Genomic DNA, 23,871 nt, shown 5'->3' with positions numbered 1-23,871 from the left:
CGGCGCTGAAGCCGCTGGAGGACGTCCACGGCGCGGCTATAGCAGCAATCGATGCGGACAGATCAGGAAAGCAGTTGGAACAGAGCAGACGCATCAACTTTCGTGAGGACGAGCGCAGCCTTTTGTTGCGCCTGCTGCTGCAGGTCGCAAGCGCGCGTGAGCCCGAGATCGCCGCCGTCCTGACCGGACGCAGGTCGCTTGTCTCCCTCGCCGCCGAGCAGCGCATCCCGGCGCTTCAGGCGAGCGGCGTATGGTTCCAGTTGCTGGCGATAGCAGACGAGTTGTTTGCCATGCGGGCGCGTCGCGAACTCGAACAAGGCGCGGGTGCCGACGAAGTGCCGGGCTCCCTCGCCAGCGTGATCGCGCAGATGGCAGCCAGCGGCCACTCAGCGCAGCAAGTCCAGGCGACGCTCAATGAGCTTTGCGTCGGCCCGACCATGACCGCGCACCCGACGGAGGCCAAACGCGTCACGGTGCTGGAGATCCACCGCCGTATCTATCGTAAGCTGACCGAACTCGATCAGCCGCGCTGGGCGCCGCGCGAACGCGACCTGTTGATCGCCGATCTGGAAAGCGAGATCGAGCTTCTGTGGATGACGGGCGAGTTGCGGCTTGAGCGCCCGACTGTCGAACGCGAAATCGCCTGGGGGCTGCATTTCTTTCGCGAAGTCATCTTCGAGGCAACGCCGCAGCTCTATGGCAAGCTTCAAGGCGCCTTCGAGCGTCACTATCCGGGAGAGCCGATCAGAATTCCCTCCTTCATGCGCTATGCCTCGTGGATCGGTGGCGATCGCGATGGCAATCCCAATGTGACGGCCTCGGTCACCGCCCATGCCATCACCGAATACCGCGATACCGCCATAAGCTGGTATCTGACGCAGGTGCAGCGGCTGGTTACGGTGCTCAGCGCCAGCTCGAATGTCGTCGCCCTGCCGGCCAGCTTCAAACCGGTGCTGCAAACCGCGCTTGATAAAAGCGGACAGGCGCACATGATCGCCGCCCGCAATCCTGACGAACCGCTTCGCCAGTTTGCTTCGGCCTTGCTTGCCCGGCTGGAGGCCACGCGAAACGGCGGTACGGCGGCGTACCACTCGGCAGAGGCGTTTCGTGCTGATCTGAACGGCCTGTATTGTGTCCTCGAAGCAATCGGAGGACGCGCGGTAGCCAAGCGTTTCGTCCAGCCTCTGCTCTGGCAAGTCGGAAGCTTCGGCTTCCGTACGGTCTCGCTCGATATCCGGCAGAACTCCACGGAGGTCAACCGGGTGCTAGCCGAGTTGTTTGCGCTGACAAATCCCGCCGATCCGGTCGCGGCTGGCACGCCGCAATGGTCGGCGCGCATTCGCGCAGCCATCAGCCAGGGCGAGCGGCGGGAGATCGACGCAGGCCGGCTCTCGCCTGAAGCAGGTGAACTGCTTTCGACATTCTCCGTCATCGGCGACCATACTTCCGGCTTGGATGCCGACGCTGTCGGCTCCTTCGTCCTCAGCATGACCCGCTCGGCCGACGATCTTCTGGCGGTCTATCTGCTGGCGCAATATTGCGGACTTTCAACCTCGCCCGGCGGCGGCACGATCAGGCTGCGGATCGTGCCATTGTTCGAGACCATCGCTGATCTACAGGCCGCCCCTGGCATCCTGAATGATTTGCTCGCCGTTTCGCTGGTGAGGCGGACGGTGCGAGATTTCGGCGCGCGCCAGGAAATCATGCTTGGCTATTCAGATTCCAACAAGGACGGCGGCTTCCTCGCTTCCAATTGGGAACTGGCAAAAGCGCAAAAGCGCCTCGCTGTCGTCGGGCGCAAGCACAAGGTCAGGATCAGTTTCTTCCACGGTCGCGGCGGCTCTGTCAGCCGTGGTGGCGCGCCGACCGGTCGGGCGATCGCGGCGCAGCCCGAAGGCACTGTCGCTGGAACCATGCGGGTGACCGAGCAGGGCGAGGTCGTATCGTCGAAATTCGCCAATCGCGGCACCGGGCTCAACCAACTCGAGATTCTCGCCGCCGGCGTGCTGGCCCACAGTGTCGGATCGCCCGGTGATGTCGAGGCGAAGGAAACGCCGGAGTTCAATGAAGCGCTGGAAGCGCTGGCAGGCATGTCGCAGGCATCCTATGCCGGGCTGATGGCTGAGCCTGGCTTCCTCGACTATTTCAACCAGGCAAGCCCGGTCGCGGAACTGGCACTCCTCAAAATGGGTTCACGGCCGGAGCGCCGTTTCGGCGCCAGCGGTATTGCTGACCTGCGCGCCATTCCATGGGTGTTCGCCTGGAGCCAGAACCGTCATCTGTTGACCGGCTGGTATGGCATCGGCAGCGCGCTCAGCGCTTTCGTCGCGGTGCGCGGCGAGGCCGGGCGCGAGCTTCTGGCCCGCATGTTCGAGCACTCGCGCTTCTTCCGCCTGATCGTCGACGAGGCGGAAAAGACGCTTTACCAATCCGACATGGAGATCGCTCAGCTCTACGCCCGCCTGGTGTCCGACAGCGATGCGGCCCGGCGGATCTACGCCCGCATCGCCGCCGAATACGAGCTGACGCGGCGCCTGATTGGTGACCTCACGGGAGGCGATCTCTCAGCGCGCTTTCCAATGTTCAAGCGGCGCTTCGACAATCTGCGGCGACAGATGGATGATATTCACCGGCTGCAGGTCGATCTGTTGCGTGAAGTTCGGACAAACACCGGGACAGTGGATCAAAAGCGAGCCACTGACGCTCTGCTCGTATCGATCAATTGCATCTCGGCCGGCCTTGGGTGGACGGGATAGGCTCGGGTTTTGCCAAGCCGTGGTCGTTCAAGGCACCTACAGCGCATCGCTTTCGGCGGCAAAGGGCTGGCGCACGGGCCATGCCGGCGCCGTCATCTCGGCCGTCGTTGAGGCGGCGCAGGAGAAGGTCGAAATCCTGAAAGAGACCTGCGTCGTCATCGTGCCGACGCCGTCGTCGTTTGGTGAGGTTGCGGCGGATACGCTGGCGAGGATGAAGAAGGCGGCTGGACTTCCGCGCCTCTCCACGCTGGGTGTCCCCCTCACATACGCCCGCGCGCCCCTTCCGTCATCACGAGCTTAGTGCGCGCATTCGCGTAACAAGCTTGTGATTTTCGCATCAAGATCGCGAGCGACTGCAAGAGCCTCCAAACTGCTATAAGGGAGCAGACAACTCTCCATTGTGTCGTAGGAGACATGCACGCCATCGAGACGTTCATCAACAAGGACTGTGACTGGCGCGTAGGATCCAGCATCGGGAACGTGCCTGACCATTTCTTTCATGATGAGTGGATTGCCCACCAGGAACCGCATGCTCTTGGGAGTCTCGGTTCCAGTTTCGCGGCGCAGAATGGCGCCCAGGTCGAATTCAGCGAAGAGCATGAGACCTGTGCGGCCGAGGCCGCTTTGCACGACGCGCTCCAATTCCGGAAAGGAACTTGCGGCCCTCGTCGCCTTGAAAAATTCGACTATGTCAGGTTGCCCGACCGCTGACTTGAGCGCGGCCACAACGGCGTCGAATGGTTTGGAACACGTCAGGCTGAAACGCTCAACCTCGACCTTTGCGATTGTCATTTCTTTCTCCGCTGCAGCTCTCATGAATAAAGGCGCGGCCAATCGCGCCGGATTATGCCACCGCCGATTACGCTTCCAGGAAGGTCCGGACGTGGCTGACAAACAATTCGTGGTGCTGAAACAGGGCGCCGTGGCCGGAATCGGGATAGAGGACCAGTTGGGCGTTGCTTAGAGCCTTGAACATTGCGTAGGCGTTGTCCGCCGGCAGCATGGTGTCGTGGCTGCCGCTGACCACAAGGGTGGGCTGGTGGATGGCGCGCAGAATAGCGTGCTCGGGATCAGGAGTGGCGCACCAGGTAATAAGCGCTTTTGCCTGCGGATCGGTTACCGTGCTGCCGTTATCGGTATCCCGGTCTTCCTTACGCACCTTCGCCCGGTTCAGGAACGCCAGGCCGGCCGACTGGCTGGCGGACGACTTCGTGAAGAACAGCGGCAGGCGGGGGTCCGGCGCCTCCGTTTGGGAAAACGCGTCCTGCAAAACCGCCAACAGGTGTTCCTCTCCGCCTTTCGGAGCAGTGCCGACGAGGATGAGCTTGCGGACCAGCATTCCGTGCTCGGCGGCGATCTGCTGCGCGATGAAGCCGCCGAGGGAAAAGCCCAGCAGGTCGACTTCGGAGAGGCCGAGCAGTTCGATAAAAGCGACCGCGTCCCGGGTCATCGCCACGATATTGTCGGGCGTTTGGCCTGTCGAGCGGCCGACCCCGGCGTTATCGAAAGCGATCACCGGTCGATCGGTGGCCAGGGCATTCACGACGGCGGGGTCCCAGGCGTCGATGTTGCCCGAGAAATGCTGCAGGAGAACCAGCGGCGTTCCGGTTGATGGGCCGAGGCGGCGATAGGCGAAGCGGATTCCGCTGCCTTCGATGTAAAGGGTGGGCGCCGTTTCTAGTGTGGTGGCGTCCTGGCTCGCGGTGTCGAGTTCAGTCATGTCATCCTCCGGGTGCTTGGCATTGGATAATCGAGTGGGAGTAGCTGGCGCGGTTTTTTGGCTAGGTTTGAGCCGCTCGCGGTCCAACGCATTCCGTAGTCCGCCGAGCGGGGTGGTGCTCCCGGCACGAAAGTGCCGGGAGCGGTATCGTCACTTCACGAGTGCGGCCTTTTCAATCACCGCGGCGACTTCCTTCGCGTGGACGACCAGGGAGGCATGGCTGCCGGCGACCTCCGTCGTCTTGGCCTTCATCCTGGTGGCGAAGATATTCTGGACCTCGGGTGCGATGACCTTGTCCTTCGTGCTGATCACGTAGAATGTCGGCTTGTCGTGCCAAGCTGCGGTATCGACCGGAGCCTCGAACGCTGTGTGGTTCAACGGGAGCTGATGATTTGCCAGGGATTCGGCGATCTCCGCAGGAAGATCAGCCGCGACTGCCGAAGGAAACACTTTGGGATCGATGTAGAGGTTGCCCTTTTCGTCGGGATGAATCGCCGCGCCGCCTTCAGTTGCCGGACCGCTCTTGGCTAAGCTTGCCAAAGATTCTCCCACGTCCGGCGCGAATGCGGAGACGTAGACAAGCGCCGAGACGTTAGGATCGTCACCTGCCTGCGTGATGACCACACCGCCCCAGGAGTGGCCAACGAGAACGGTCTTGCCGTCCTGTTTGGCGAGCGCCTGTTTGGTGGCATCGACGTCCGCCGCGAGGGAGGTGAGCGGGTTTTCGACGAGCGTTACGTTGTAGCCCTTCTTCGTGAGGATATCGGCAACCGGCTTCCAACTCGTCTGGTCGACGAAAGCGCCATGGACGAGCACGATGTTGTGAGCCGCCCCCTTGGGCAGTTGAGCTGGTTGGGCGGGGGCGGCAACAGTTGCTCCGGCCATGAGCACGGTGGCGACTGAGAGTAGAAGATTTCGCATTGATTGCTCCTGTTGTGATGACGGACGACGCGGGTCCGAGGAAAGGCAGGCGTGTCGGCAACAGTCGTGGTTCTCCCATCTGCCGTTCGGGTGATGGTCGCCGCGCCACCTGTTGGCTCGACTAGCGATCAACTAGTACGTGGAGCGTTTGGACGTTAGGCCTCAATCGTCCGAATATTGTGTCTGACCGTCCGTCATATTAACATCGGGACGATGGACATCCTCGCTGAAGTGCTCGATCGCGTTCGCCTTGGCGGAACCTTGCTGTTCCACTTCGAGCTCGGCCATCCTTGGAATGTCGCGTTGCCAAAGCGCCCCTACGCCCTGTTCCACTATCTCAGCCGTGGCTCGGCTACCCTCGCACTCGAAGAGGGACGAGAACTCCACATGACCGAGGGCGACTTTGTCGTCGTCACGCGTGGCGAGCCCCATGTGATCTACTCGGATAGCCGGACGGAGCCGTTGCCGATTGTCGACATTGATCGGCTGGCCGGGCGTCTTGGCCTCATTCGTCACGGAGGCGGCGAGCAGCCGCTCGCGACGATGATCTGTGGTAATTTCACTGTGGCGCGGCCGTCGCGCGGCAGCGTTTTGGAATTGCTTCCGCCCCTGCTTCTCCTGAAGCCGACGGAAGACGGAGGATGGCTCGAGGCGATTCTGCAACGCATGGTGAGCGAGGCGGCGCTCGAGCGTCCCGGACAAGGCGTCGCGCTGTCACGTCTGACTGAAGTGCTCTTCGTCGAGGTGTTGCGAAGCTGGATCAAGTCGCTCGGCCCCGGAGAAGGTGGGTGGCTGGGGGCGATGGCGGACCCGCACATAGGACCGGCCCTTCAGTTGATCCACGAACGACCGGATCGGCCCTGGACGCTTGGCGAGCTCGGGCAAAGCGTGGGGCTTGGTCGGTCGGCGTTTTCGGCTCGCTTCACGAGGCTCGTTGGCGAGCCCATGTACCGTTATCTGATCTCACGCCGGATGTCGGAGGCCGCATTTCTGCTCGAAACAAGCGACGAGGCGATTGCGCGGATTGCGACCCGTGTCGGCTATGAGACCGCGGCCGCGTTTTCGAAGCTGTTCCATCGACATCACGGCCTATCGCCTGGCCGCTACCGAGCAGTTCGCCGGTCTGACGGTGGCCGAGGGCAAGGTGGCGTTCTGGAAGCAGAAGTCGCCGATTGACCTCCCGCGCTTGTGGCCGTGCGACAAGATCAGGCCAAGATTGCGCAACAAAACTTAACATCACTTCACGCATGCAGCCATCTTCGCCTGAAATAGTCCGAGCATCGGGGGCTCTTACTGCCTCGCTGCTCTGGAGCATGCATGTTCAAAATGGTTTCTGGAATGGTGGCCCGCCGGGTCTCGCTCGCGGCGATGGCAATCGTGTTTTCAACGGAGATCGTGCAGGCGGCGGACGCCATTGCGGTCGACACCGAGGATCTGACCCCGCCGCCCGATCCCACGCGTTTCGGGCGCTTCGAACAGAAACTGGCCGACTGGCATGTCGTCCTGGGCGGCGGCGCCATCATCGTCCCCAAATATGAGGGCAGCAACGAGTTCAAGGTCATGCCGGTGCCTTTCATATCGGCGACATTCCTCGACACGGTGAGGATCGACCCGACGGGCGCCAACATCGCCCTCTATGAGCAAGGACCGTTCGAATTCAGCGCGCGCCTTGGCTATGACATGGGCCGCAAGGAAGACGATTCCGATCATTTGCGCGGCCTGGGGGATGTCGACATCGGCGCCATCGTCGGCGCCAAGGCGGCGATGAAGTTCGGCCCGGCCGAAATCTTCGCGCAGCTGGACAAGACCATTGGCGGCAGCGACGGGATGGAGGGTACGCTTGGCATCGAGGTGACCCAGCCTCTGTCCCCATCATGGATGGTCGGCGCCGGCGCGTCGGTCGTCTTCGCCGACGAGAAATACATGCAGGCCTATTTCGGCGTCACGCCGGAACAATCGGCTCGCTCGGGGCTGACCCAATACAACGCCGGCGCGGGGTTGAAGCGCGCCGATTTTTCGATTTCCGCCACATATATGCTCAATCACAACTGGATGGTGCGTGGCCAGGCGGGGGTCGGCATTCTTATGGGGGACGCTGCCGACAGCCCTGTTGTTGTCGACAAGGTCCAGCCCTCGGGGATGCTTCTCGTCGGATATCGGTTTTGATGCCCACACATAATGCAATGCAGGCCGCGGTAAGCTCCAGCCAGATCGATCTGAACGCCGACTTCAAATCGCCGAGGCAAGGCCCGCAGATCCTCATTGTCGAAGACGATATCGAGATCGCGCGCATGCTGGGCGAGACGCTCGCGGAAAACGGCATGATCGTGGAAATCGCCGCCAACGGCGTCCGCATGAACGCCGCGCTTCGCAACCAGAAATTCGATCTGATCGTGCTCGATATCATGCTGCCTGGCGAGAACGGCCTCAGCATCTGCCGCCGGCTTCGCGCGCAAACGAACGTTCCGATCCTGATGCTGACCGCCCTTGGCGAGGAAATCGACCGCATCTTCGGACTGGAGATCGGCGCCGACGACTACGTGACCAAACCGTTCAGCGCGCGCGAACTGACGGCAAGAATAAGGGCGTTGCTGCGCCGCACGGCCTACGCTCCCGACGAACGCGACCGCACGAAGGTACTTCGGTTCAACGGCTGGCGCCTCGATCCCGTTCGCCGGCAATTGCATGATCCCAGCAATGCGCGGGTTGCGACCACGACGCATGAATTCGATCTGCTGCTGGCGTTCTGCCGCAATGCAGGCCGGGTTCTGTCGCGCGAGGAGCTTCTGAGCGTCACCCATGCCGGGCTTGCCGGCCCGATCGAGCGAAGCGTCGACGTCCATGTCAGCCGGATCCGCCAGAAGATCGAAAAGGATGCGCGCGATCCGGTTCTTCTCAAGACTGTGCGGCTGGGTGGTTACATCTTCACTGCCACGGTGGAGGAAGCGTGAGGGATCTGGTCCGCCGCTTCCTGCCGCAGTCGGTGCGCGGGCAGTTCGCGGCGATCATTTTCATGGCCGTGATCGTGATCATGTCCGCCGGATCGGCCTTCGAAGGTTTGATCGAGAACGTCGACCTTCCCGTCGTGGAAGACAGCGCCAGGCGGGCTGCAATTGTCGCTGCCTTGTTGCGCCAAACGCCAACCGAAGCCCGCGGTGCTGTTCTGGCCGCGGCGACACGCGCCGGCTTTGATTTCAAGATCCTGCCCAGGCAGCAGGTCAGCAATATTCCGGATTCCTATCTGCAATGGCGAAGCATCACATGGCTTCTCCAGATCGAGAGCAGCTCGATCGCTGGACGCTGGATAAGGATCGGCGGCCAATACGCGTTTGTTATCGATCTGGACCAGCAGAGCGTCCTGGCGCATTTCGGCATGCCCGATTCCTGGCTGACATCAGGCTTCGTCCGCGTCTCGTTCTACAGGTTCATGGCTTTCATCGCCTTGCCCGTGCTGATCTGGCTGTTTGCGGTCTGGGCCGTGACGGAGCCGTTGAAGCGCATCTCGGCGGCAGTGGGAGAGGCCGAGATCGAGAATGGCAACGAGCTTTTCGCCGAACGCGGCTCCATCGAAATGATCGGCCTGGCACGCGCGCTGAACAGGATGAGAACGCGTATCCGCACCATGATCGAGAACCGCACGCGCATGCTGCGCAGCGTCAGCCATGATCTGCGCACGCCGTTGACGCGGCTGCGGCTTCGCGCCGAACGCATGGATGACGGCCCCGTTCGAACCGCCATATTGTCCGATATCAGGCACATCGAGGATCTGATCGACGAGACCCTGACCTATCTGCGCAACGACGTCTCGACGGAAAAGCTGCAGCGGGCCGACATAGCCAGCGTGCTGCAAACCGTCTGCGCCGAATTCTCAGATGTCGGGTTTTCGGTTTCCTATTCCGGGCCGGACAGGCTTCTGGGCTGGTGCAAGCCCAATGCGCTGGCGCGCGCGATCACCAATTTGTGCGACAACGGGGTCAAATTCGCCGGCAATGTCACCGTCGCATTGACACAGACCGACACGGCGGCGCGCATCGCGGTGGGCGACGACGGACCAGGCATTTCGATGACGGCGCGCTCCCGCGTTTTCGAACCCTTCTTCAAGGAGGACATGTCACGCGGCGTTGCCTCGAAACACGGTTTCGGTCTGGGCCTCTCGATCGTGGCTGATATCATCCAGGGCCATGGCGGCAAGATCGAGTTGCATGACAACCAGCCAACCGGCCTCGTCGTGACCGTCGATCTGCCGAATGGACCCGAGGTCCAGCCGCAATAGAGCGGCCGGCGCCGTACTCAGGGTCTGATGATCGCCGGAGGTTACTTCAAGGCGTCCGAAGGCTTGCTTCAGGAAATTTTGGTGCGGTCGAGAAGACTCGAACTTCCACGGGTTGCCCCACAGCGACCTCAACGCTGCGCGTCTACCAATTCCGCCACGACCGCACGTGGTAGGAGCCGGAACCAACCGGCTCGCGGCGTGTAGCAAATCGTTTCCGGCGAAACAAGTGCGCCGGACGCAATAATCTCGGGCGATTGGCATAACGGTCCACAGGATTGGAATGCAGGGCCGGAACTGGACGTTTCCAGCGATTGACGCCATATGGGAGACAGATGCATGTCGCCCGAAAGTGCAGCGGGATCGCGACGGCACAAGCGAAAAACGAAAACCCATGCCAGAACGCAGCCAGATCGCCACGTCGTTCCTGCCGCTCCCCGGTTCGGCACCGGTCGAGTGGCGCATCGAGCCTGGCCTCACCGCCTATCCCGATGCGCTGGCCTTCATGGAAGCCCGCGCCGAGGCGATCCGCAGCGGAGCCGCCGGCGAAATGGTCTGGCTGGTCGAACATCCCCCGCTCTACACCGCCGGCACCAGCGCCCGCATCGAGGACCTGATCGATCCTGATCGCTTTCCGGTCTTTTCGGCCGGGCGCGGCGGCGAATTCACCTATCATGGACCCGGCCAGCGGGTCGCCTATGTCATGCTTGACCTGAAGCGGCGGCGCGAGGATGTGCGCGCCTTCGTCGCCGCGCTCGAACAGTGGATCATCGGCACGCTCGCCACCTTCAACGTGCGCGGCGAACGGCGCGAGGACCGGGTTGGCGTCTGGGTGGTGCGGCCCGATCGCCCTGCCCTGCCGGACGGCTCGCCGGCCGAGGACAAGATCGCGGCCATCGGCATCCGGCTGCGGCGCTGGGTAAGCTTTCACGGCATCGCCATCAATGTCGAGCCGGAGCTCGACCATTTCGGCGGCATCGTGCCGTGCGGCGTGCAGGATCACGGCGTCACCAGCCTCGTCGACCTCGGCCTCCCCGTCGGCATGGCCGACCTTGATCTGGCGCTGAAATCAGCCTTCGAGGATGTGTTTGGTGCAGCGACCGCCGTGCCTATCCAAGCGACACGCAAGGCCGGTTGAACCTTTCGGGCTCAGCACGAGCTCAAAGCAATTGCGCCGACGCCCACAACACACCGCAGCCATGAATGGTGAACACCGCCAGCAGCGCGCCGGCGATGGCGAAGCGGTCAATGGTGCGGATTGGCTCCAACTCGTAGCGCGGCTTCACGCCGCTGCCGACCGTGAGCAGGCTGAGGATCGAAAAGACCGCTCCCGCCACAATTAGAAAGCCGGAGGAGAAGCCTGCCTGTCGGCCGAGTGCCAAGAAGACGGAAAGCAGGAAGAACGACGCCAGCGCCAGCGCGACCGGTCCCGGGCAGATCTGGCGCAGCACCTGGCCGCCGTCGAACTTCCACACCGGCACCAGATTGGCGATGTTGAACAGGGCCGCGCAGCCTGCCAGCGCTGCCAGCAGCGCGGCTGCGGCCTTGTGCCCCTCGCTACCGGCAAACGCGCTGGCGGCAATGACGATCGGTACCAGGAAGGCGGAAAACCCCGCCCCCATCAGCGCCACGAAGGCCACTTCGAAACGGCTGTTATAGGGCCGGCCGCCAATGGCGATGCCGCCGAGCAACGGAATGAAGATCATCCGCGCCTTGCGATGGCCCATCAGCCGGAACGCCGCCATATGGCCGAGCTCGTGCAGGGCCACGACCGAGGTGAGGATCGCGGCCAGCGCCAAGCCGCCGAGATGGAGACCGAAGAACGGCCACAGGATCAATGCCGACAGCACGGCAAAGCCGACCTGGCTCAGCGGATGCTCGAACCAGCCGCCCTTGCGGTACTGTCCGGTTACCGCCCAGCGCTGCAGCTTGGACAGCTCGCGGCGCATGGCGAAGTAGCGGAATACCAGAAAGGCAACGCCGCGGTAACGATCCGTCTGGCTGAGCGTCACCCGCGTGCCGCTGCCTTCGGAGACGAGCTCGGCGGTTTCGCGATAGTCTTTCCAGAACGAGCCATCGAGCGCGGTATCCTCGAGGACGCGCATGGCGAAGCGGCTGCCCTCGACGACGTCTTCAAACCGCGCCCTGCGTTCGATCGGCTTGCCGTCGCGGCCTTCCCACGACAGCATGATGCGGGACACACCCTCCCTGTCCAGCGGCTGGGCCGACAGGATCTCGCCGGACCAGCCGGCATCGCTGCCAAGCGGCCACAGCGCCTGCCAGAGGCGCTGGCGGTCCATCGCAATCGCGCGGCTCATCCTGACCGTGCGCAAACCAAGCGGCACGGTTATCAAGAGAAAGATCAGCCCGAGATTGCTGGCCACCAGAATGACCGTGACGATGGGCGACACCTGGACATTGCTCCTGCCTTAGAGCAGCTACCCTAGCGTCGCGGCGGCAAGAAAGGCTTAACGGCGGAGCGGTTTTCGCCCGCCGGAAACCAAGGCGGCGAGAGCCGCCAAATCACATGGCGCCGATCCAGATCGCCATGGAAATGAGGAATGTGCTCATGCAAACCAGCGAGATGACATCCTGAACCAGATCGGTCATAACTCTCTCCTGTTGTTGATATGTTCGCAATTTGTTCTAATTTTGTTTCAATGTCAACGCCCGCAGAGATATGGTGATAGGACGGGAATTTGGGACGGTTAGTAAAAGGTTAACCGCTCGCTGGGAGGCGAGTGAAGCTGCTATTGACCTCACGAGGCAGGCCATCCCCGAGCAGCGCCGCGAAGGTTACGATTGCGGGCAGCCACAGACTTCCCGGTTGAAGCCTTGCTCGCACCGGTATGAACCGCCATGCGGGCAGCCGAAGATCAATGAATAGACGGTCGCCAGGATGACTACCAAGAAGAGCAATGCCGCAACCCCGAGAATGATCTTTTTCACGGCGGCCTCCGACCAGCGAGTGCCCACACAATATCACGCCTAAGCGGTTCCGCGATTACGCCATTTCGCGAGTGACCGGCCGGTTGCACGAGGCTCTGGTGTGTTGGACCTGCTCTCCGCCATCCAACCCCAACGCCCCGCCCGAGAACGGCGCGCCGACCTTCGGTCGCTTGTTCATTTCCCCCGCGATTTTGGGGGAGGACAATGCATCCTTCTCATGAAAGTACCCTCGTCATTGGCAAATTTCTCGTGATATTTCGCCAATGGCTGAGGGGAGTACCGTGATGGCGTGGCGGATTTGCGGAGTTTTGGCGATAGGCCTGATCCAGGCCGTGTTCCTTATCAGCACTTCGGACGCAAAGGCCGCCAACGCTGACGTGGAGCGTTGCATTCATTCGAAGACACCGAACGACAGGTTGCATTATTGCTCGATTGCATTGAGAGGCAGACCTAGCGGAGAGATGACCGATCGCCTTCTTCTTCGAAGGGCCAACGCGCTGATGCAACTCGGAATATTCTCCGAAGCCGTCAAGGATTTCTCGCGCCTCATCGTGGCGCATCCGACCGTGGCTGGCTATGTCGACAATCGCACGGTCGCCCTGCGATCCCTCGGCCTTTTTCAAGAGGCTCTCGCGGACGCCAACCGCGCGGTACACTTGGCGCCGCACAAAGCCTTTGTCTGTCACAGCCGAGGGCTTGTTTTTGAAGACCTGAAACAGTTTGCTGCAGCTTTGAGCGATTTCGACCAGGCAATTTCCCTCAACCCCAACAATCCGGGGTTCATCGTTGAGCGTGCGAGAATCAAGGCGGAAGCCGGCCGTACAAGTGAGGCCATCGAGGACCTTTCTCGCGCCATTGCCCAAGACCCCGGCAATCTGCCCGCCCTCAAGCAGCGCGGTATGACGCACCTCGCCCTTGGTGATCCCAACGCCGCGGCAGGCGATCTTCTCGCCTACAGCCGGGCGGTTCCCAACGATCCGGAAGTCGCGACTGCGATTGCCACCATTAAGCCCGCCGCAGGCAGGAAGCCTTCAACGCCTTGATGCGAGCCGCTGCGACCAGCCAGGACGCCATAAGGCCTATGCCATTTGAAGGGGCTGGCGCAGCCAATTGCCGCTGCCCCATTTGAGCGACAGGCTACTGCCAGCCAAGGCACAATATTTCCTCCAGCCCATGGCGCCGGCTTCGATCACCCGCGCAAGGCAGCACAAGACCTGTCAGGCCATCTTTGCCATTATCTTGGCCATATCTGCCGTGTCGAACGCCCTCAGTGTCTGAGTTCTGATGTTGCCCAGCGATGCGATCGACAGGGCTAGTGCCGTCGCAGCAATGTCGTCGTCCGCTTCGGCAATCGCTACGACATCATGCTGGCCAAGCGTCCACAACAGGGTGTGAACCTTGACACCGCTCTTGCCGGCCATCGCCTTGAAGGCCTCAGCACGCTTCTGCGTATCCTTTATGGTCTTGATACCTTGATCTGTGAAATTCGACAGCAGTACGTAGTAAGCCATTCGTTCCTCCCACAGTAGGGAGCGGGCGGGCACTCACGGCGCGTCCGCCGTCTCCCAGAGCCTACGATAACACGAGACGGGTGTGCGAACCACAGGCGGCCAGACGCGCCATCGCGCAGCCTACAAAGGGACAACCTTGCCGTCGGCGAGCGTAACGCGCCGGTCCATGCGCGATGCCAGCTCGTGGTTGTGGGTGGCGATCAGCGCCGCGAGGCCCGATTGCTTGACCAGCGCGCCCAGCGCCTCGAAGACATAGGAGGCGGTGACCGGGTCGAGATTGCCGGTCGGCTCGTCGGCCAGCAACACCAGCGGGGCGTTGGCGACGGCGCGGGCAATGGCGACGCGCTGTTGCTCGCCGCCGGAGAGTTCGGACGGCCGGTGCGAGGCGCGCTTGCCGATCTGCATGTAGTCGAGCAGTTGCGCGGCGCGCTCGGCCGCTTCCTTGCGCGGCAGGCCCTTGATCAGCTGCGGCATCATGATGTTTTCCAGCGCGGAAAACTCCGGCAGCAGGTGATGGAACTGGTAGACGAAGCCGACATCGTTGCGGCGGATCGAGGTGCGCTCGTCGTCGGACAGCCGCCCGCAGGCCCGGCCGGACAGGATCACGTCGCCGGCGTCGGGGCGTTCCAACAGGCCAGCCGTGTGCAGCAGCGTCGACTTGCCGGTGCCGGACGGCGCCACCAGCGCCACCATCTCGCCGCGCTTCAACGAAAAATCGGCGCCGTTCAGGATGGTGAGCTTGCGCGGCCCCTGGACATAGTGCCGCTCGACGCTCTTCAGTTCGATAATGACCTCGGCCACTATTCGTACCTCAAGGCTTCGACCGGATCGAGGCGGGCCGCCCGCCATGCCGGAAACACCGTAGCCAGGAAGGACAGGCCGAGCGCCATGATGATGACATAGGTCGTCTCGCGCGGATCCATCTTGGCCGGCAGCTGGCTGAGGAAATAGAGCTCCGGGTTGAACAGCACCTTGCCGGTCATCCAGGAGAAGAACTGGCGGATCGATTCGATGTTGGTGCAGATGACCACGCCGAGCAGCACGCCGGCGAGCGTACCCGTCACCCCGATCGCCGCCCCAGTCATCAGGAAGATGCGCAGGATCGCCCCGCGCGAGGCGCCCATGGTGCGCAGGATGGCAATGTCGTGCCCCTTGTCCTTCACCAGCATGATCAGTCCGGAAATGATGTTGAGCGCCGCCACCAGCACGATCAGCGTCAGGATCATGAACATGACGTTGCGTTCGACCTGCAGGGCGGAAAAGAAGGTCTCGTTGCGCTGGCGCCAGTCGACCATGTCGATGGGCCGTTGCGCCGCCTCCTCCACCTTCGGTTTCAGCGCGTCGACATTGTCGGGATTGTCGACATAGATCTCGATCGTCTGCGCGCGGCCATCCATGTTGAAATAGAGCTGCGCTTCGGAGAACGGCATATAGACGATGGAAGTGTCATATTCCGACATGCCGACTTCGAAGATCGCCGCAATCTTGTAGCCCTTCATGCGCGGCGTCGTGCCAATCGGCGTGACGTCGCCATCAGGAGAGATCAGCGTAATGGTGTCGCCGAGCGTCAAGCCGAGATTCTCGGCCATGCGCTTGCCGATGGCGACGCCCTCACCCGAGTCGAAACCGGCGAGCGAACCCTGCTTGATGTTGTTGGCGACGATGGCGATCTTGCCGAGGTCTTCGCCGCGTATCCCGCGCACGAGCGCGCCCGTGCCGCCGCCGACATTGCCTTGGGCCAGCACCTGGCCGTCGATCAGCGGGATGGCGTATTTGACGCCGGGCACGCCATTGATGCGGCCGGCGACCTGGGCGTAGTCCTCGAGCGGCGAATCGAGCGGCTGAACGATCAGATGGCCGTTGACGCCGAGGATGCGCGTCAACAGCTCGGCGCGGAACCCGTTCATCACGGCCATGACGACGATCAGCGTCGCCACCCCCAGCATGATGCCGAGGAAGGAGATCGAGGCGATGACTGAGATCACCGTCTCCTTGCGCCGCGAACGCAGATAGCGCCAGGCAACTGTTCGCTCGAAGAAGGAGAACGGGCCGGCGCCCGCCGATCTTGTCGCCGCCGCCTCGCTCATGCGGCGACACCGAAGCGTTTTTTCGCATCGGCGATCGGCAGCGTTTCGCGCTCGCCGGTCTTGCGATTCTTGATCTCGACCTCGCCGGCAGCCACGCCGCGCGGCCCGACGATCACTTGCCAAGGCAGTCCGATCAGGTCGGCGGTGGCGAACTTGCCGCCCGGCCGCTGGTCGGTGTCGTCGTAAAGCACATCCTTGCCGGCGGCGGTGAACGCGGCATTGAGCTCGTCGCTGACGCGGTCGCAGTCGGCGTCGCCCACCTTCATGTTGATCAGGCCGATGTCGAACGGCGCCACGGCGTCCGGCCAGATGATGCCGTTCTCGTCATGGCTGGCTTCGATGATCGCGGCGACCAGCCGCGACGGGCCGATGCCGTAGGAACCGCCGGAGGCGAAATGATCCTTGCCGTCGGGTCCGGTCACCTTGGCACCCATCGGCTTGGAGTACTTCTCGCCGAAATGGAAGATGTGGCCAACCTCGATGCCGCGTGCCGAAACCTTGTCGCTCTCGGGGACCTTTTCCCAGGCCGCCTCGTCATGCATCTCGTCGGTGGCGGCGTAGGGCGTCGTCCACGTCTTGACGATATCGGATATCTCGCCGTCATTGGCGAAGTCGGTATTGGCGCCGGGCACGGCAAGCGAAAGATAGTCGCGATGGCAGAAAACCTGGCTCTCGCCGGTATCGGCCAGGATGATGAATTCATGGCTGAGGTCACCGCCGATCGGCCCGGTGTCGGCGCGCATCGGAATCGCCTGCAGGCCCATGCGCGTGAACGTCCTGAGGTAGGAGACGAACATCCTGTTGTAGGCAGCCCTCGCGCCCTCGAAGTCGAGGTCGAAGGAATAGGCGTCCTTCATCAGGAACTCGCGCGAACGCATGACGCCGAAGCGCGGCCGCACCTCATCGCGGAACTTCCACTGGATGTGGTAGAGGTTCAGCGGCAAATCCTTGTAGGACTTCACATAGGCGCGGAAAATCTCGGTGACCATTTCCTCGTTGGTCGGACCGTAGAGCATGTCGCGATCCTGGCGATCCTTGATGCGCAGCATCTCCTTGCCATAGTCGTTGTAGCGGCCGCTTTCGCGCCACAGATCGGCCGACTGGATGGTCGGCATCAGGATTTCCAGCGCACCGGCGCGGTTCTGCTCCTCGCGGATGATCTGGCAGACCTTGTCCAGCACCCGCTTGCCAAGTGGCAGCCAGGAGAAGCTGCCCTGCCCCTGCTGGCGGATCATGCCGGCACGCAGCATCAGCCGGTGCGAGACGATCTCGGCCTCACGCGGATTTTCTTTGAGGATGGGCAGGAAATAGCGCGACAAACGCATGGACTGGTCCGTGAATGAGAACGGCCACGCCAGAATCGGCGCGACGCAGGCTTGCTTGACCCGGCTTCATAGCCATTTCATGGCGGAATGGAAACCCGGACATGGCGGCACATCAGCGCGTTACGGCCCGGAATCCTTCGGTTTCCAGGATCAGCCGCGCCGGCGATTGAGCATAGCGAACGTCTTCGGACTTGGCCGCCAATTCTTTGCGCGCGTCAATTCAGGACATGCCGCAAAGGCTCCGTGGTCGTTTCGAAAGCAAAGCATGCCATACTATTGTGCAGTGCAGCACGAGAATGCCTGTTTCGAGGCAAAATTCTTCGTGACATTTTCATTCGGCTTAGGCTAGTGTGCCGCGATAACCGAGAGGGCGGAGAAAAATCTGCTCTCCTACGCGGTCAAAGTCTTGGGAGGATGCGATCTAGGCGCGGTTATTCGCTGCCGCCGGAAACCGGAAACAGATCGGACGCGTTTAATTGCAAGGCCTCGTGCCTTGCATTTTTTTTGTGCAATCATCTGGTTAGCGCGGCGAGTTGTCACGATGCATGACCTTGCGTCAACAGGCGTACGGTCGCCGGATGTGACGGCAATCCGATCCCCTTCCGCGGCGCTCCGATGCGGCAAGAGCGCCCTCGCCGAGCGATCTACTTTGCCGGGGTCTGGCCGAAATCCGGCACGATGTGGGGGATGTCGTTGAGGCTGTATCCAAGCCCGTGCGTCAGGCCATAGAAAATGCCCATCAGGATCGCCGTGGCGATGGTCGTGCGGATCACTGCGCGCAGCATATGCGGTCCGCGCGGCGCGCTTGGAACCGTGCCCAGCGTCACGTCATGATCGTCATCCTGTGTGCGGACGCTGAACGGCAGCACGGCAAACAGCACCACCCACCAGGTCGCGAAAAACAGGGCGGTGAACGAAACCCAGCTCATGATTGCTCCAGTTCGATCAGCGTGCCGAAGAAATCCTTCGGATGCAGGAACAGCACCCGCTTGCCATGCGCGCCGATCTTGGGATTGCCGTCGCCCAGCACGCGGGCACCGGCGGCCTTGAGCTGATCGCGCGCGGCCAGGATGTCGTCGACCTCGTAGCAGAGATGATGCATGCCGCCGGACGGGCTCTTCGCGAGGAAAGCGGCGATCGGGGAGGCCTCGCCCAACGGCTCCAGCAATTCGATCTTGGTGTTGCCGACATTGACGAACACCACGGTGACGCCATGCTCCGGCAAAGCCTGCGGCTCCGTCACCTCGGCGCCAAGCGTGTTGCGGTAAGCAGCAACGGCGGCGGCCAGATCCGGCACCGCAAGCGCGACATGGTTCAGCCGTCCGAGCATGTGCGCGCTGTCTCTCCTCTGTCCAATGGCTCGCGTCATACGTCAAATCGGCTGAGATCAACAGCCATTCACGAGGCGCGCACTGTCGCACTTTGGTGACATTCTCCCCAATCACGATCGAGGCTGGTCCGACCGGCAACCGCAAAGTACAAACGGCAATGTCTTGCATCCGCCCCACCCGCGCCCGCGTTTTCACCTTCGATCTCGGTTCATTCAAGATTGCTGCCTTGCTTGACGCCGTCGATATCAGAGACAACCTTGCATCGGCCTTCGCAGCCGGACAGTCGCCAGCCGCCGTGCTCGAACTCGCGGTTTCGAACTTCATCGACCAGGATCGATACGAACATTGTTTCATCCCGACGCTGATCGACACCGGCGCCAAAAAGATCCTGTTCGACACCGGATGCGGAGATGCAGACAGTTCACTGCTGGACTGTTTGCGGGACCTTGGGCTTGGGCCTGATGATATCGATGTGGTGGTCATCACGCACGGCCACCCGGACCATATCGGCGGGCTCGTCAGGAATGGCGAACCCGTTTTCTCCCGGGCACGCTATGTATTCGGCGCGGCTGAATTCGCTTTCTGGACCGAGGGAACCGCGGTCCGCGAGGCCAGATTGGCCAACCGCGATCTGTTCAGGCAGATCTGTACCGGGCTGGCCGGCCGGGCAACTTTCGTAACGCCCGGAGATGAGGTGATGCCGGGCATCACCGCCATCGACGCGTCAGGCCATTCCCCTGGTCTCCTGGCATTTCTCGTCGAAAGCGACGGCCAGAAATTGCTGATCTGGTCGGACGCCTTCCTGCACTATGTCGTGTCCATCCAGCAGCCGCAGTGGCATGCCGATTTCGATGATGACAAGGAACAGGCGGTCGAGACCCGCAAGCGCCTGCTGAAGATGGCCGCCGAACAGCGCCTGCTGGTGGCCGGCCACCACATGCCGTTTCCGGGCCTGGGCTACATCGAATCGGCGAACGGTTCTTTTCGCTGGCTTCCGGTCAGCTATCAGCTGAACGTCTAGCTCTCGCCCTCACCTGGTGACGAACACCGTCACCAGCGGTTTCTTGCCCCAGGCTTCGTTGGCGGCGCCGCGCACCGCGCGACGCACTGCTTCCTGCACGAGGTCGAGGTCCTTTCGCCGCTGGCGGGGAATCGAGTCCACCGCACCGACGGCCGCATCGATCATCAAATCTTCCAGCGTCTCGCCGCTGGCATCCGCCTCGGCGACGCCGATGGCGACCAGGTCGGGGTCGCCGGCGAGCTCGTATTTGTCGTCGAGCACGACATTGACCGCGACATGGCCGGCAAAGGACAGTTTGCGCCGGTCGCGAATGCCCATCGCCTGGTCGGTGCCGATCAGATTGCCGTCCTTGTAGATGCGGCCGAACGGCACCTGGTCGATGATGGTGGCAGGACCGGGAGCGAGCCTGAGCATGTCGCCATCGCGCACCTGCGCCACCTGGCCGATGCCGGAGGTCGACATCAGCGAGCCCTGCGCCACCAGATGCGCCGCCTCGCCATGCACGGGAACACCGATCTGCGGGCGTACCCATTCATACATTTTGCGCAACTCGCTGCGCCGGGGATGGCCGGAGACATGCACCAGCGCGTCGCCATCCTCGATGATCTTGATGCCAAGATCGATGAGGCGGTTCTTGATCTCGAGGATCGCCTTCTCATTGCCGGGAATGGTGCGCGAGGAAAACACTACCGTGTCACCCGCCGTCAGCGACACCGACTTCATCTCTTCGCGCGACAGCTTCGCCAGCGCCGCCAGCGGCTCGCCTTGGCTGCCGGTGCAGATGATGACCAGGTTCTCGCGCGGGATGAAGCCGAAATCCTCCTCGGCGATGAATTCCGGCAGGCCGTCCATATAGCCAAGCTCGTCCGCAACATCGATGACCCGCTTGAGCGAGCGGCCAAGCACCAGGCACTGGCGGCCGGCGTCGCGTGCCGCCTTGGCGATGGAGACGATACGCCCGACATTGGAGGAGAATGTGGTGACGGCGACGCGGCCCTTGGCGGCCTGGATGACGCCCTTGAGGCCCTCGCCGACGGCGACTTCCGAAGGCGACTCGCCTTCGCGCAGCGCATTGGTCGAATCGCAGATCAGCGCCAGCACGCCCTTGTCGCCATAGGCACGGAACCGCGCCTCGTCTGTCTTGGGTCCGATCGTCGGCTCCGGATCGATCTTCCAGTCGCCGGTGTGGATGACGGTGCCGGCCGGCGAGGTGATCGCCAGCGACATCGGCTCAGGAATAGAGTGCGCCACCGGAATGGCTTCGATCTCGAAGGGGCCGACGGTGAATTTCTCGCCCGCCCGGTAGATCGTCAGCGGGATTTTCGGTGCGCCCTGCTCGCCTTGCCGCTTGGCTTCCAGCAGCCCGGCGCTGAACGGCGTCATCCACACCGGCGCCTTCAGCTTCGGCCAGGTGTCGAGCAGCGCGCCGTAATGGTCTTCATGCGCGTGGGTGATGATGATGCCGCGCAGATTGGCGAGATTCTCCTCGATGAAGCGCGTGTCGGGCAGGATCAGGTCTACGCCCGGATGCGCCGCGTCGGGAAAGGTGACACCGACATCGATGACGATCCATTCGCGCGCGCTCGGCGGGCCGTAGCCGTAGAGGGCGAAGTTCATGCCGATCTCGCCGACGCCGCCGAGCGGCACGAAGACGAGTTCGGCGTTTTCCGCTTTCGCCATGATTTTTCCCTTCCTGGCCCTCAGGCCAAGCCCATTATACCCGTGCGGACGCCACAGCGCCGAAATGCACATCGCCGGCGGCGATCGTCAGGACAGTCCCCTCATCGTCGCGGATCACGAAACGGCAGTCCTCGTCAATGGTCTCGAACACCCCACGCACCACATTACCGTCAATTCTGACAGCAACCTCGCCGCCAAGCCCCGCCGCGCGCGCCAGCCAGCGCCGCCTGACAGCGGCAAGACCGCGCCCTTCATCCCACAGGCGGGCATTCTCGCTCCAGGCATCCGACAGCGCCAGGAACAGCGTTTCGGCATCGCATGTCGCGCCCAGAGTTCGCAGCGATGTCGCGGGATAAGGCAAATCCGTTGGATGCGCCACCACATTGACGCCGATGCCGACCGCGACCGCGAAGCGACCGCCATCCAGTATCGCCGACTCCAGCAGGATGCCGGCGAGCTTGGCGCCGGAAGCAAGCACGTCGTTCGGCCATTTCAGCTCGAAACGGTTTTGTCCCTGGCTTGCGCCATCCAGTCCGATGGCGATCCTGCCCTTTGGCACAACCGCGTCGAGCGCATCGGCTAGCGACAGGCCGGCGACGAAACCCAGCGTCGCGGCCAGGCGAAGCTCACCGCCGGTGACGACGAGCAAGGTCGCCGCCAGATTGCCTTCGGGCGACACCCAAGCGCGGCCGCGCCGGCCACGCCCGCTTTCCTGTTTTTTGGAAACGACCCATAGCCTGCCCGGGTCGCATGCCCTTGCGTGGTCCAGCGCCACCGTGTTGGTGGAACCGATACTGTCATGGGCCTCAAGCCGGAACCCTTCCGACGCCGAGGTTGGAGCCAGCCGAAATGCCATCCCGTCAGAAAAATGTCTTGGCGGCGGCTTCGGCATAGGTACCGATCGGCCCGCCGATCAGCACATAGAACAGCACGAAGGCGCCGGAGACGCCGAGCACGAGGCGCAGTTCACTGGCCATCGGTACGAAGCCGCCGACCGGTTCATCGAACCACATGATCTTGATGATGCGCAGATAATAATAGGCACCCACCACCGAGGCCAACACGCCAATGATCGCCAGCGCGTAGAGGTTGGCGTTGATGGCTGCGAGGAAGACGTACCACTTCCCCCAGAAGCCGGCGAGCGGCGGGATGCCGGCCAGCGAGAACATCAGGATGGTGAGAATCGTCGCCATGATCGGATTGGTCGAGGCAAGTCCGGCCAGGTCGCTGATCTGTTCGACATTGCCTTCCTTGCGCCGCATGGCGAGGATGAAGGCGAAGGTGCCGAGCGTCATCACCAGATAGATCAGCATGTAGATGGCAACACCACGCACGCCGGCCTGGCTGTTGGCGGCAAGGCCGACCAACGCGTAGCCCATATGGCCGATCGAGGAATAGGCCATCAGGCGCTTGATGTTGGTCTGGCCGATCGCGGCAAAGGCGCCGAGCGCCATCGAGGCGATCGAGATGAAGACGATGATCTGCTGCCAGTCGGCGGCGATCGGCTTGAACGCGCCCATGGTGACGCGCACGATCAGCGCCATCGCCGCCATCTTGGGGGCTGCGGCGAGGAATGCCGTCACCGGCGTCGGCGCGCCCTCATAGACGTCGGGCGTCCACATGTGGAACGGCACCGCCGAGATCTTGAAGGCAAGGCCGGCCAGCACGAAGACGAGGCCAACCACGAGACCAAGCTGGCGCTCGCCGCTGCCAAGTGCCGAGGCAATTTCCTGGAAGCCGGTGTTGCCGGTGTAGCCGTAGACCAGGCTGATGCCGTAGAGCAGCATGCCTGACGACAGCGCGCCAAGGACGAAGTACTTCAGGCCGGCTTCAGTCGAACGCAGATTGTCGCGGTTGATCGCCGCCAGCACGTAGATTGCCAGCGACTGCAGTTCGAGGCCGAGATAGAGCCCGATCATGCCGTTGGCCGAGATCATCAGCATCATGCCGAGCGTGCACAGCAGGATCAGCACCGGGTATTCGAACTTGTCGAAATGCTCCGCCTTGGCAAAGCGCATCGACATGATCAGCGTCACCGCCGAGCCGACCAGCGCCAGCACCTTCATGAAGCGGGAGAACGGATCCTGGATAAAGGCATTGCCATAGGCGCTGCCCAGCCCGGTGGAAAAGATCAGCCAGGCGCCGGCGACCACCAGCACGGCCACGGCAAGGCCGGTCACGGTGTTGGCGGTGTTGGCGCGCGAATAGGCGCCAACCATCAGCAGCGCGAGCGCACCGATGGCAAGGATCAGCTCGGGCGTCGAGAGCGACAGGCTGGAGAGAAGGTCCGGCGTCATGGT

At 62.4% G+C, this 23,871-nt stretch carries 24 protein-coding genes and 1 tRNA gene; 9 read left to right on the top strand and 16 right to left on the bottom strand.

Annotated features, from left to right (window positions below; translation table 11 throughout):
• Positions 1–74 precede the first annotated feature (74 nt).
• Positions 75–2,756 carry a phosphoenolpyruvate carboxylase gene (locus AC04SF_RS10630; protein ID WP_488477746.1) on the top strand — a complete coding sequence of 894 codons (2,682 nt, stop codon included), beginning with the start codon at positions 75–77 and terminating at the stop codon, positions 2,754–2,756.
• Positions 2,757–2,792: 36 nt separating this feature from the next.
• Here AC04SF_RS10630 and AC04SF_RS10625 read toward each other — a convergent pair whose 3' ends face one another.
• From AC04SF_RS10625 to AC04SF_RS10610, 4 genes are all read right to left on the bottom strand, one after another.
• On the bottom strand, positions 2,793–3,002 hold the full coding sequence (locus AC04SF_RS10625) for a hypothetical protein (protein ID WP_488477745.1): 210 nt from the start codon (positions 3,000–3,002) through the stop codon (positions 2,793–2,795).
• Positions 3,003–3,053: 51 nt separating this feature from the next.
• The gene (locus AC04SF_RS10620) at positions 3,054–3,548 is read right to left on the bottom strand and encodes a DUF302 domain-containing protein (RefSeq protein WP_488477744.1); all 495 of its coding nucleotides are present in this window, start codon (positions 3,546–3,548) and stop codon (positions 3,054–3,056) included.
• 67 nt (positions 3,549–3,615) lie between these two features.
• Entirely contained in the window at positions 3,616–4,476 is an 861-nt protein-coding gene (locus tag AC04SF_RS10615) for an alpha/beta fold hydrolase (protein WP_488477743.1), read from the bottom strand.
• A 150-nt stretch (positions 4,477–4,626) separates the two neighbouring features.
• A complete protein-coding gene (locus AC04SF_RS10610; protein ID WP_488477742.1) occupies positions 4,627–5,397 on the bottom strand; it encodes an alpha/beta hydrolase in 771 nt (256 codons plus the stop codon).
• 213 nt (positions 5,398–5,610) lie between these two features.
• Here AC04SF_RS10610 and AC04SF_RS10605 point away from each other — a divergent pair, with 213 nt between their 5' ends.
• The 4 genes from AC04SF_RS10605 (at position 5,611) to AC04SF_RS10590 (ending at position 9,670) form a co-directional block, all read left to right on the top strand.
• Entirely contained in the window at positions 5,611–6,573 is a 963-nt protein-coding gene (locus tag AC04SF_RS10605; protein ID WP_488477741.1) for a cupin domain-containing protein, read from the top strand.
• A gap of 141 nt (positions 6,574–6,714) precedes the next feature.
• Complete coding sequence (locus tag AC04SF_RS10600) at positions 6,715–7,563, top strand: MipA/OmpV family protein (protein ID WP_488477740.1); 849 nt, start codon at positions 6,715–6,717, stop codon at positions 7,561–7,563.
• 17 nt (positions 7,564–7,580) lie between these two features.
• Positions 7,581–8,348: a response regulator gene (locus AC04SF_RS10595; RefSeq protein WP_488477983.1), complete on the top strand. Its 768-nt coding sequence runs from the start codon at positions 7,581–7,583 to the stop codon at positions 8,346–8,348.
• Positions 8,345–9,670 carry a sensor histidine kinase gene (locus AC04SF_RS10590; protein ID WP_488477739.1) on the top strand — a complete coding sequence of 442 codons (1,326 nt, stop codon included), beginning with the start codon at positions 8,345–8,347 and terminating at the stop codon, positions 9,668–9,670. Before AC04SF_RS10595 ends, AC04SF_RS10590 begins: the two co-directional genes overlap by 4 nt.
• A gap of 79 nt (positions 9,671–9,749) precedes the next feature.
• Here AC04SF_RS10590 and AC04SF_RS10585 read toward each other — a convergent pair.
• Positions 9,750–9,834: transfer RNA gene (locus AC04SF_RS10585), tRNA-Leu, on the bottom strand.
• A gap of 227 nt (positions 9,835–10,061) precedes the next feature.
• Here AC04SF_RS10585 and lipB point away from each other — a divergent pair.
• The gene (lipB, locus tag AC04SF_RS10580) at positions 10,062–10,805 is read left to right on the top strand and encodes a lipoyl(octanoyl) transferase LipB (RefSeq protein WP_488477738.1); all 744 of its coding nucleotides are present in this window, start codon (positions 10,062–10,064) and stop codon (positions 10,803–10,805) included.
• A gap of 22 nt (positions 10,806–10,827) precedes the next feature.
• On the opposite strand, the gene AC04SF_RS10575 is transcribed toward lipB, so the two are convergent.
• Together AC04SF_RS10575 and AC04SF_RS10570 are read right to left on the bottom strand one after the other, a co-directional pair.
• A complete protein-coding gene (locus tag AC04SF_RS10575; protein ID WP_488477737.1) occupies positions 10,828–12,078 on the bottom strand; it encodes a site-2 protease family protein in 1,251 nt (416 codons plus the stop codon).
• Positions 12,079–12,463: 385 nt separating this feature from the next.
• On the bottom strand, positions 12,464–12,616 hold the full coding sequence (locus AC04SF_RS10570; protein WP_202350009.1) for a hypothetical protein: 153 nt from the start codon (positions 12,614–12,616) through the stop codon (positions 12,464–12,466).
• A 284-nt stretch (positions 12,617–12,900) separates the two neighbouring features.
• Here AC04SF_RS10570 and AC04SF_RS10565 point away from each other — a divergent pair, with 284 nt between their 5' ends.
• Positions 12,901–13,659 (top strand): tetratricopeptide repeat protein, encoded by a 759-nt coding sequence (locus AC04SF_RS10565; RefSeq protein ID WP_488477736.1) that lies wholly within the window; start codon positions 12,901–12,903, stop codon positions 13,657–13,659.
• Positions 13,660–13,833: 174 nt separating this feature from the next.
• Here the strand turns inward: AC04SF_RS10565 and AC04SF_RS10560 are convergent, their stop codons facing one another.
• The 4 genes from AC04SF_RS10560 to proS form a co-directional block, all read right to left on the bottom strand.
• On the bottom strand, positions 13,834–14,127 hold the full coding sequence (locus tag AC04SF_RS10560; RefSeq protein ID WP_096447146.1) for a GYD domain-containing protein: 294 nt from the start codon (positions 14,125–14,127) through the stop codon (positions 13,834–13,836).
• Positions 14,128–14,247: 120 nt separating this feature from the next.
• On the bottom strand, positions 14,248–14,931 hold the full coding sequence (locus AC04SF_RS10555; protein WP_202353763.1) for an ABC transporter ATP-binding protein: 684 nt from the start codon (positions 14,929–14,931) through the stop codon (positions 14,248–14,250).
• A complete protein-coding gene (locus AC04SF_RS10550) occupies positions 14,928–16,214 on the bottom strand; it encodes a lipoprotein-releasing ABC transporter permease subunit (protein ID WP_095204079.1) in 1,287 nt (428 codons plus the stop codon). Before AC04SF_RS10550 ends, AC04SF_RS10555 begins: the two co-directional genes overlap by 4 nt.
• Entirely contained in the window at positions 16,211–17,539 is a 1,329-nt protein-coding gene (gene proS, locus AC04SF_RS10545) for a proline--tRNA ligase (RefSeq protein ID WP_488477735.1), read from the bottom strand. Before proS ends, AC04SF_RS10550 begins: the two co-directional genes overlap by 4 nt.
• Here proS and AC04SF_RS10540 point away from each other — a divergent pair.
• Complete coding sequence (locus AC04SF_RS10540; protein ID WP_488477734.1) at positions 17,538–17,888, top strand: hypothetical protein; 351 nt, start codon at positions 17,538–17,540, stop codon at positions 17,886–17,888. The two genes, proS and AC04SF_RS10540, sit on opposite strands and share 2 nt — an antisense overlap.
• Positions 17,889–18,183: 295 nt before the next feature.
• Here the strand turns inward: AC04SF_RS10540 and AC04SF_RS10535 are convergent, their stop codons facing one another.
• Both AC04SF_RS10535 and mce read right to left on the bottom strand, forming a co-directional pair.
• Positions 18,184–18,468 carry a DUF1467 family protein gene (locus tag AC04SF_RS10535; RefSeq protein WP_010910093.1) on the bottom strand — a complete coding sequence of 95 codons (285 nt, stop codon included), beginning with the start codon at positions 18,466–18,468 and terminating at the stop codon, positions 18,184–18,186.
• Positions 18,465–18,869, bottom strand: a complete 405-nt coding sequence (gene mce / locus AC04SF_RS10530; protein WP_488477733.1) for a methylmalonyl-CoA epimerase — start codon at positions 18,867–18,869, stop codon at positions 18,465–18,467. Before mce ends, AC04SF_RS10535 begins: the two co-directional genes overlap by 4 nt.
• A 227-nt stretch (positions 18,870–19,096) precedes the next feature.
• Here mce and AC04SF_RS10525 point away from each other — a divergent pair, with 227 nt between their 5' ends.
• Positions 19,097–19,891, top strand: coding sequence for an MBL fold metallo-hydrolase (locus tag AC04SF_RS10525; RefSeq protein ID WP_488477732.1), 795 nt, complete (start codon positions 19,097–19,099; stop codon positions 19,889–19,891).
• 9 nt (positions 19,892–19,900) lie between these two features.
• Here the strand turns inward: AC04SF_RS10525 and AC04SF_RS10520 are convergent, their stop codons facing one another.
• From AC04SF_RS10520 to nuoN, 3 genes are read right to left on the bottom strand one after another with little or no spacing between them, the layout of a single operon-like run.
• Positions 19,901–21,571 carry a ribonuclease J gene (locus AC04SF_RS10520; RefSeq protein WP_096447160.1) on the bottom strand — a complete coding sequence of 557 codons (1,671 nt, stop codon included), beginning with the start codon at positions 21,569–21,571 and terminating at the stop codon, positions 19,901–19,903.
• Positions 21,572–21,605: 34 nt separating this feature from the next.
• Positions 21,606–22,427, bottom strand: coding sequence for a biotin--[acetyl-CoA-carboxylase] ligase (locus tag AC04SF_RS10515; RefSeq protein WP_488477731.1), 822 nt, complete (start codon positions 22,425–22,427; stop codon positions 21,606–21,608).
• A 4-nt stretch (positions 22,428–22,431) separates the two neighbouring features.
• Positions 22,432–23,868 (bottom strand): NADH-quinone oxidoreductase subunit NuoN, encoded by a 1,437-nt coding sequence (gene nuoN, locus AC04SF_RS10510; protein WP_183460559.1) that lies wholly within the window; start codon positions 23,866–23,868, stop codon positions 22,432–22,434.
• Positions 23,869–23,871 lie beyond the last annotated feature (3 nt).

The sequence above is a fragment of the Mesorhizobium sp. CNPSo 4671 genome (assembly GCF_057784245.1).
This window is presented reverse-complemented; position numbering and strand designations above follow the sequence as displayed.

What these genes read in the sequence shown, in the direction of transcription:
- AC04SF_RS10565 (WP_488477736.1), top strand. Translation starts at nt 12,901, where the DNA reads ATGGCGTGGCGGATTTGCGGAGTTTTGGCGATAGGCCTGATCCAGGCC.
- AC04SF_RS10515 (WP_488477731.1), bottom strand. Translation starts at nt 22,427, where the DNA reads ATGGCATTTCGGCTGGCTCCAACCTCGGCGTCGGAAGGGTTCCGGCTT.
- AC04SF_RS10535 (WP_010910093.1), bottom strand. Translation starts at nt 18,468, where the DNA reads ATGAGCTGGGTTTCGTTCACCGCCCTGTTTTTCGCGACCTGGTGGGTG.
- AC04SF_RS10620 (WP_488477744.1), bottom strand. Translation starts at nt 3,548, where the DNA reads ATGACAATCGCAAAGGTCGAGGTTGAGCGTTTCAGCCTGACGTGTTCC.
- nuoN (WP_183460559.1), bottom strand. Translation starts at nt 23,868, where the DNA reads ATGACGCCGGACCTTCTCTCCAGCCTGTCGCTCTCGACGCCCGAGCTG.
- AC04SF_RS10605 (WP_488477741.1), top strand. Translation starts at nt 5,611, where the DNA reads ATGGACATCCTCGCTGAAGTGCTCGATCGCGTTCGCCTTGGCGGAACC.
- AC04SF_RS10560 (WP_096447146.1), bottom strand. Translation starts at nt 14,127, where the DNA reads ATGGCTTACTACGTACTGCTGTCGAATTTCACAGATCAAGGTATCAAG.
- AC04SF_RS10550 (WP_095204079.1), bottom strand. Translation starts at nt 16,214, where the DNA reads ATGAGCGAGGCGGCGGCGACAAGATCGGCGGGCGCCGGCCCGTTCTCC.
- AC04SF_RS10540 (WP_488477734.1), top strand. Translation starts at nt 17,538, where the DNA reads ATGGACTGGTCCGTGAATGAGAACGGCCACGCCAGAATCGGCGCGACG.
- mce (WP_488477733.1), bottom strand. Translation starts at nt 18,869, where the DNA reads ATGCTCGGACGGCTGAACCATGTCGCGCTTGCGGTGCCGGATCTGGCC.
- AC04SF_RS10610 (WP_488477742.1), bottom strand. Translation starts at nt 5,397, where the DNA reads ATGCGAAATCTTCTACTCTCAGTCGCCACCGTGCTCATGGCCGGAGCA.
- AC04SF_RS10615 (WP_488477743.1), bottom strand. Translation starts at nt 4,476, where the DNA reads ATGACTGAACTCGACACCGCGAGCCAGGACGCCACCACACTAGAAACG.
- AC04SF_RS10595 (WP_488477983.1), top strand. Translation starts at nt 7,581, where the DNA reads ATGCAGGCCGCGGTAAGCTCCAGCCAGATCGATCTGAACGCCGACTTC.
- proS (WP_488477735.1), bottom strand. Translation starts at nt 17,539, where the DNA reads ATGCGTTTGTCGCGCTATTTCCTGCCCATCCTCAAAGAAAATCCGCGT.
- AC04SF_RS10600 (WP_488477740.1), top strand. Translation starts at nt 6,715, where the DNA reads ATGTTCAAAATGGTTTCTGGAATGGTGGCCCGCCGGGTCTCGCTCGCG.
- lipB (WP_488477738.1), top strand. Translation starts at nt 10,062, where the DNA reads ATGCCAGAACGCAGCCAGATCGCCACGTCGTTCCTGCCGCTCCCCGGT.
- AC04SF_RS10520 (WP_096447160.1), bottom strand. Translation starts at nt 21,571, where the DNA reads ATGGCGAAAGCGGAAAACGCCGAACTCGTCTTCGTGCCGCTCGGCGGC.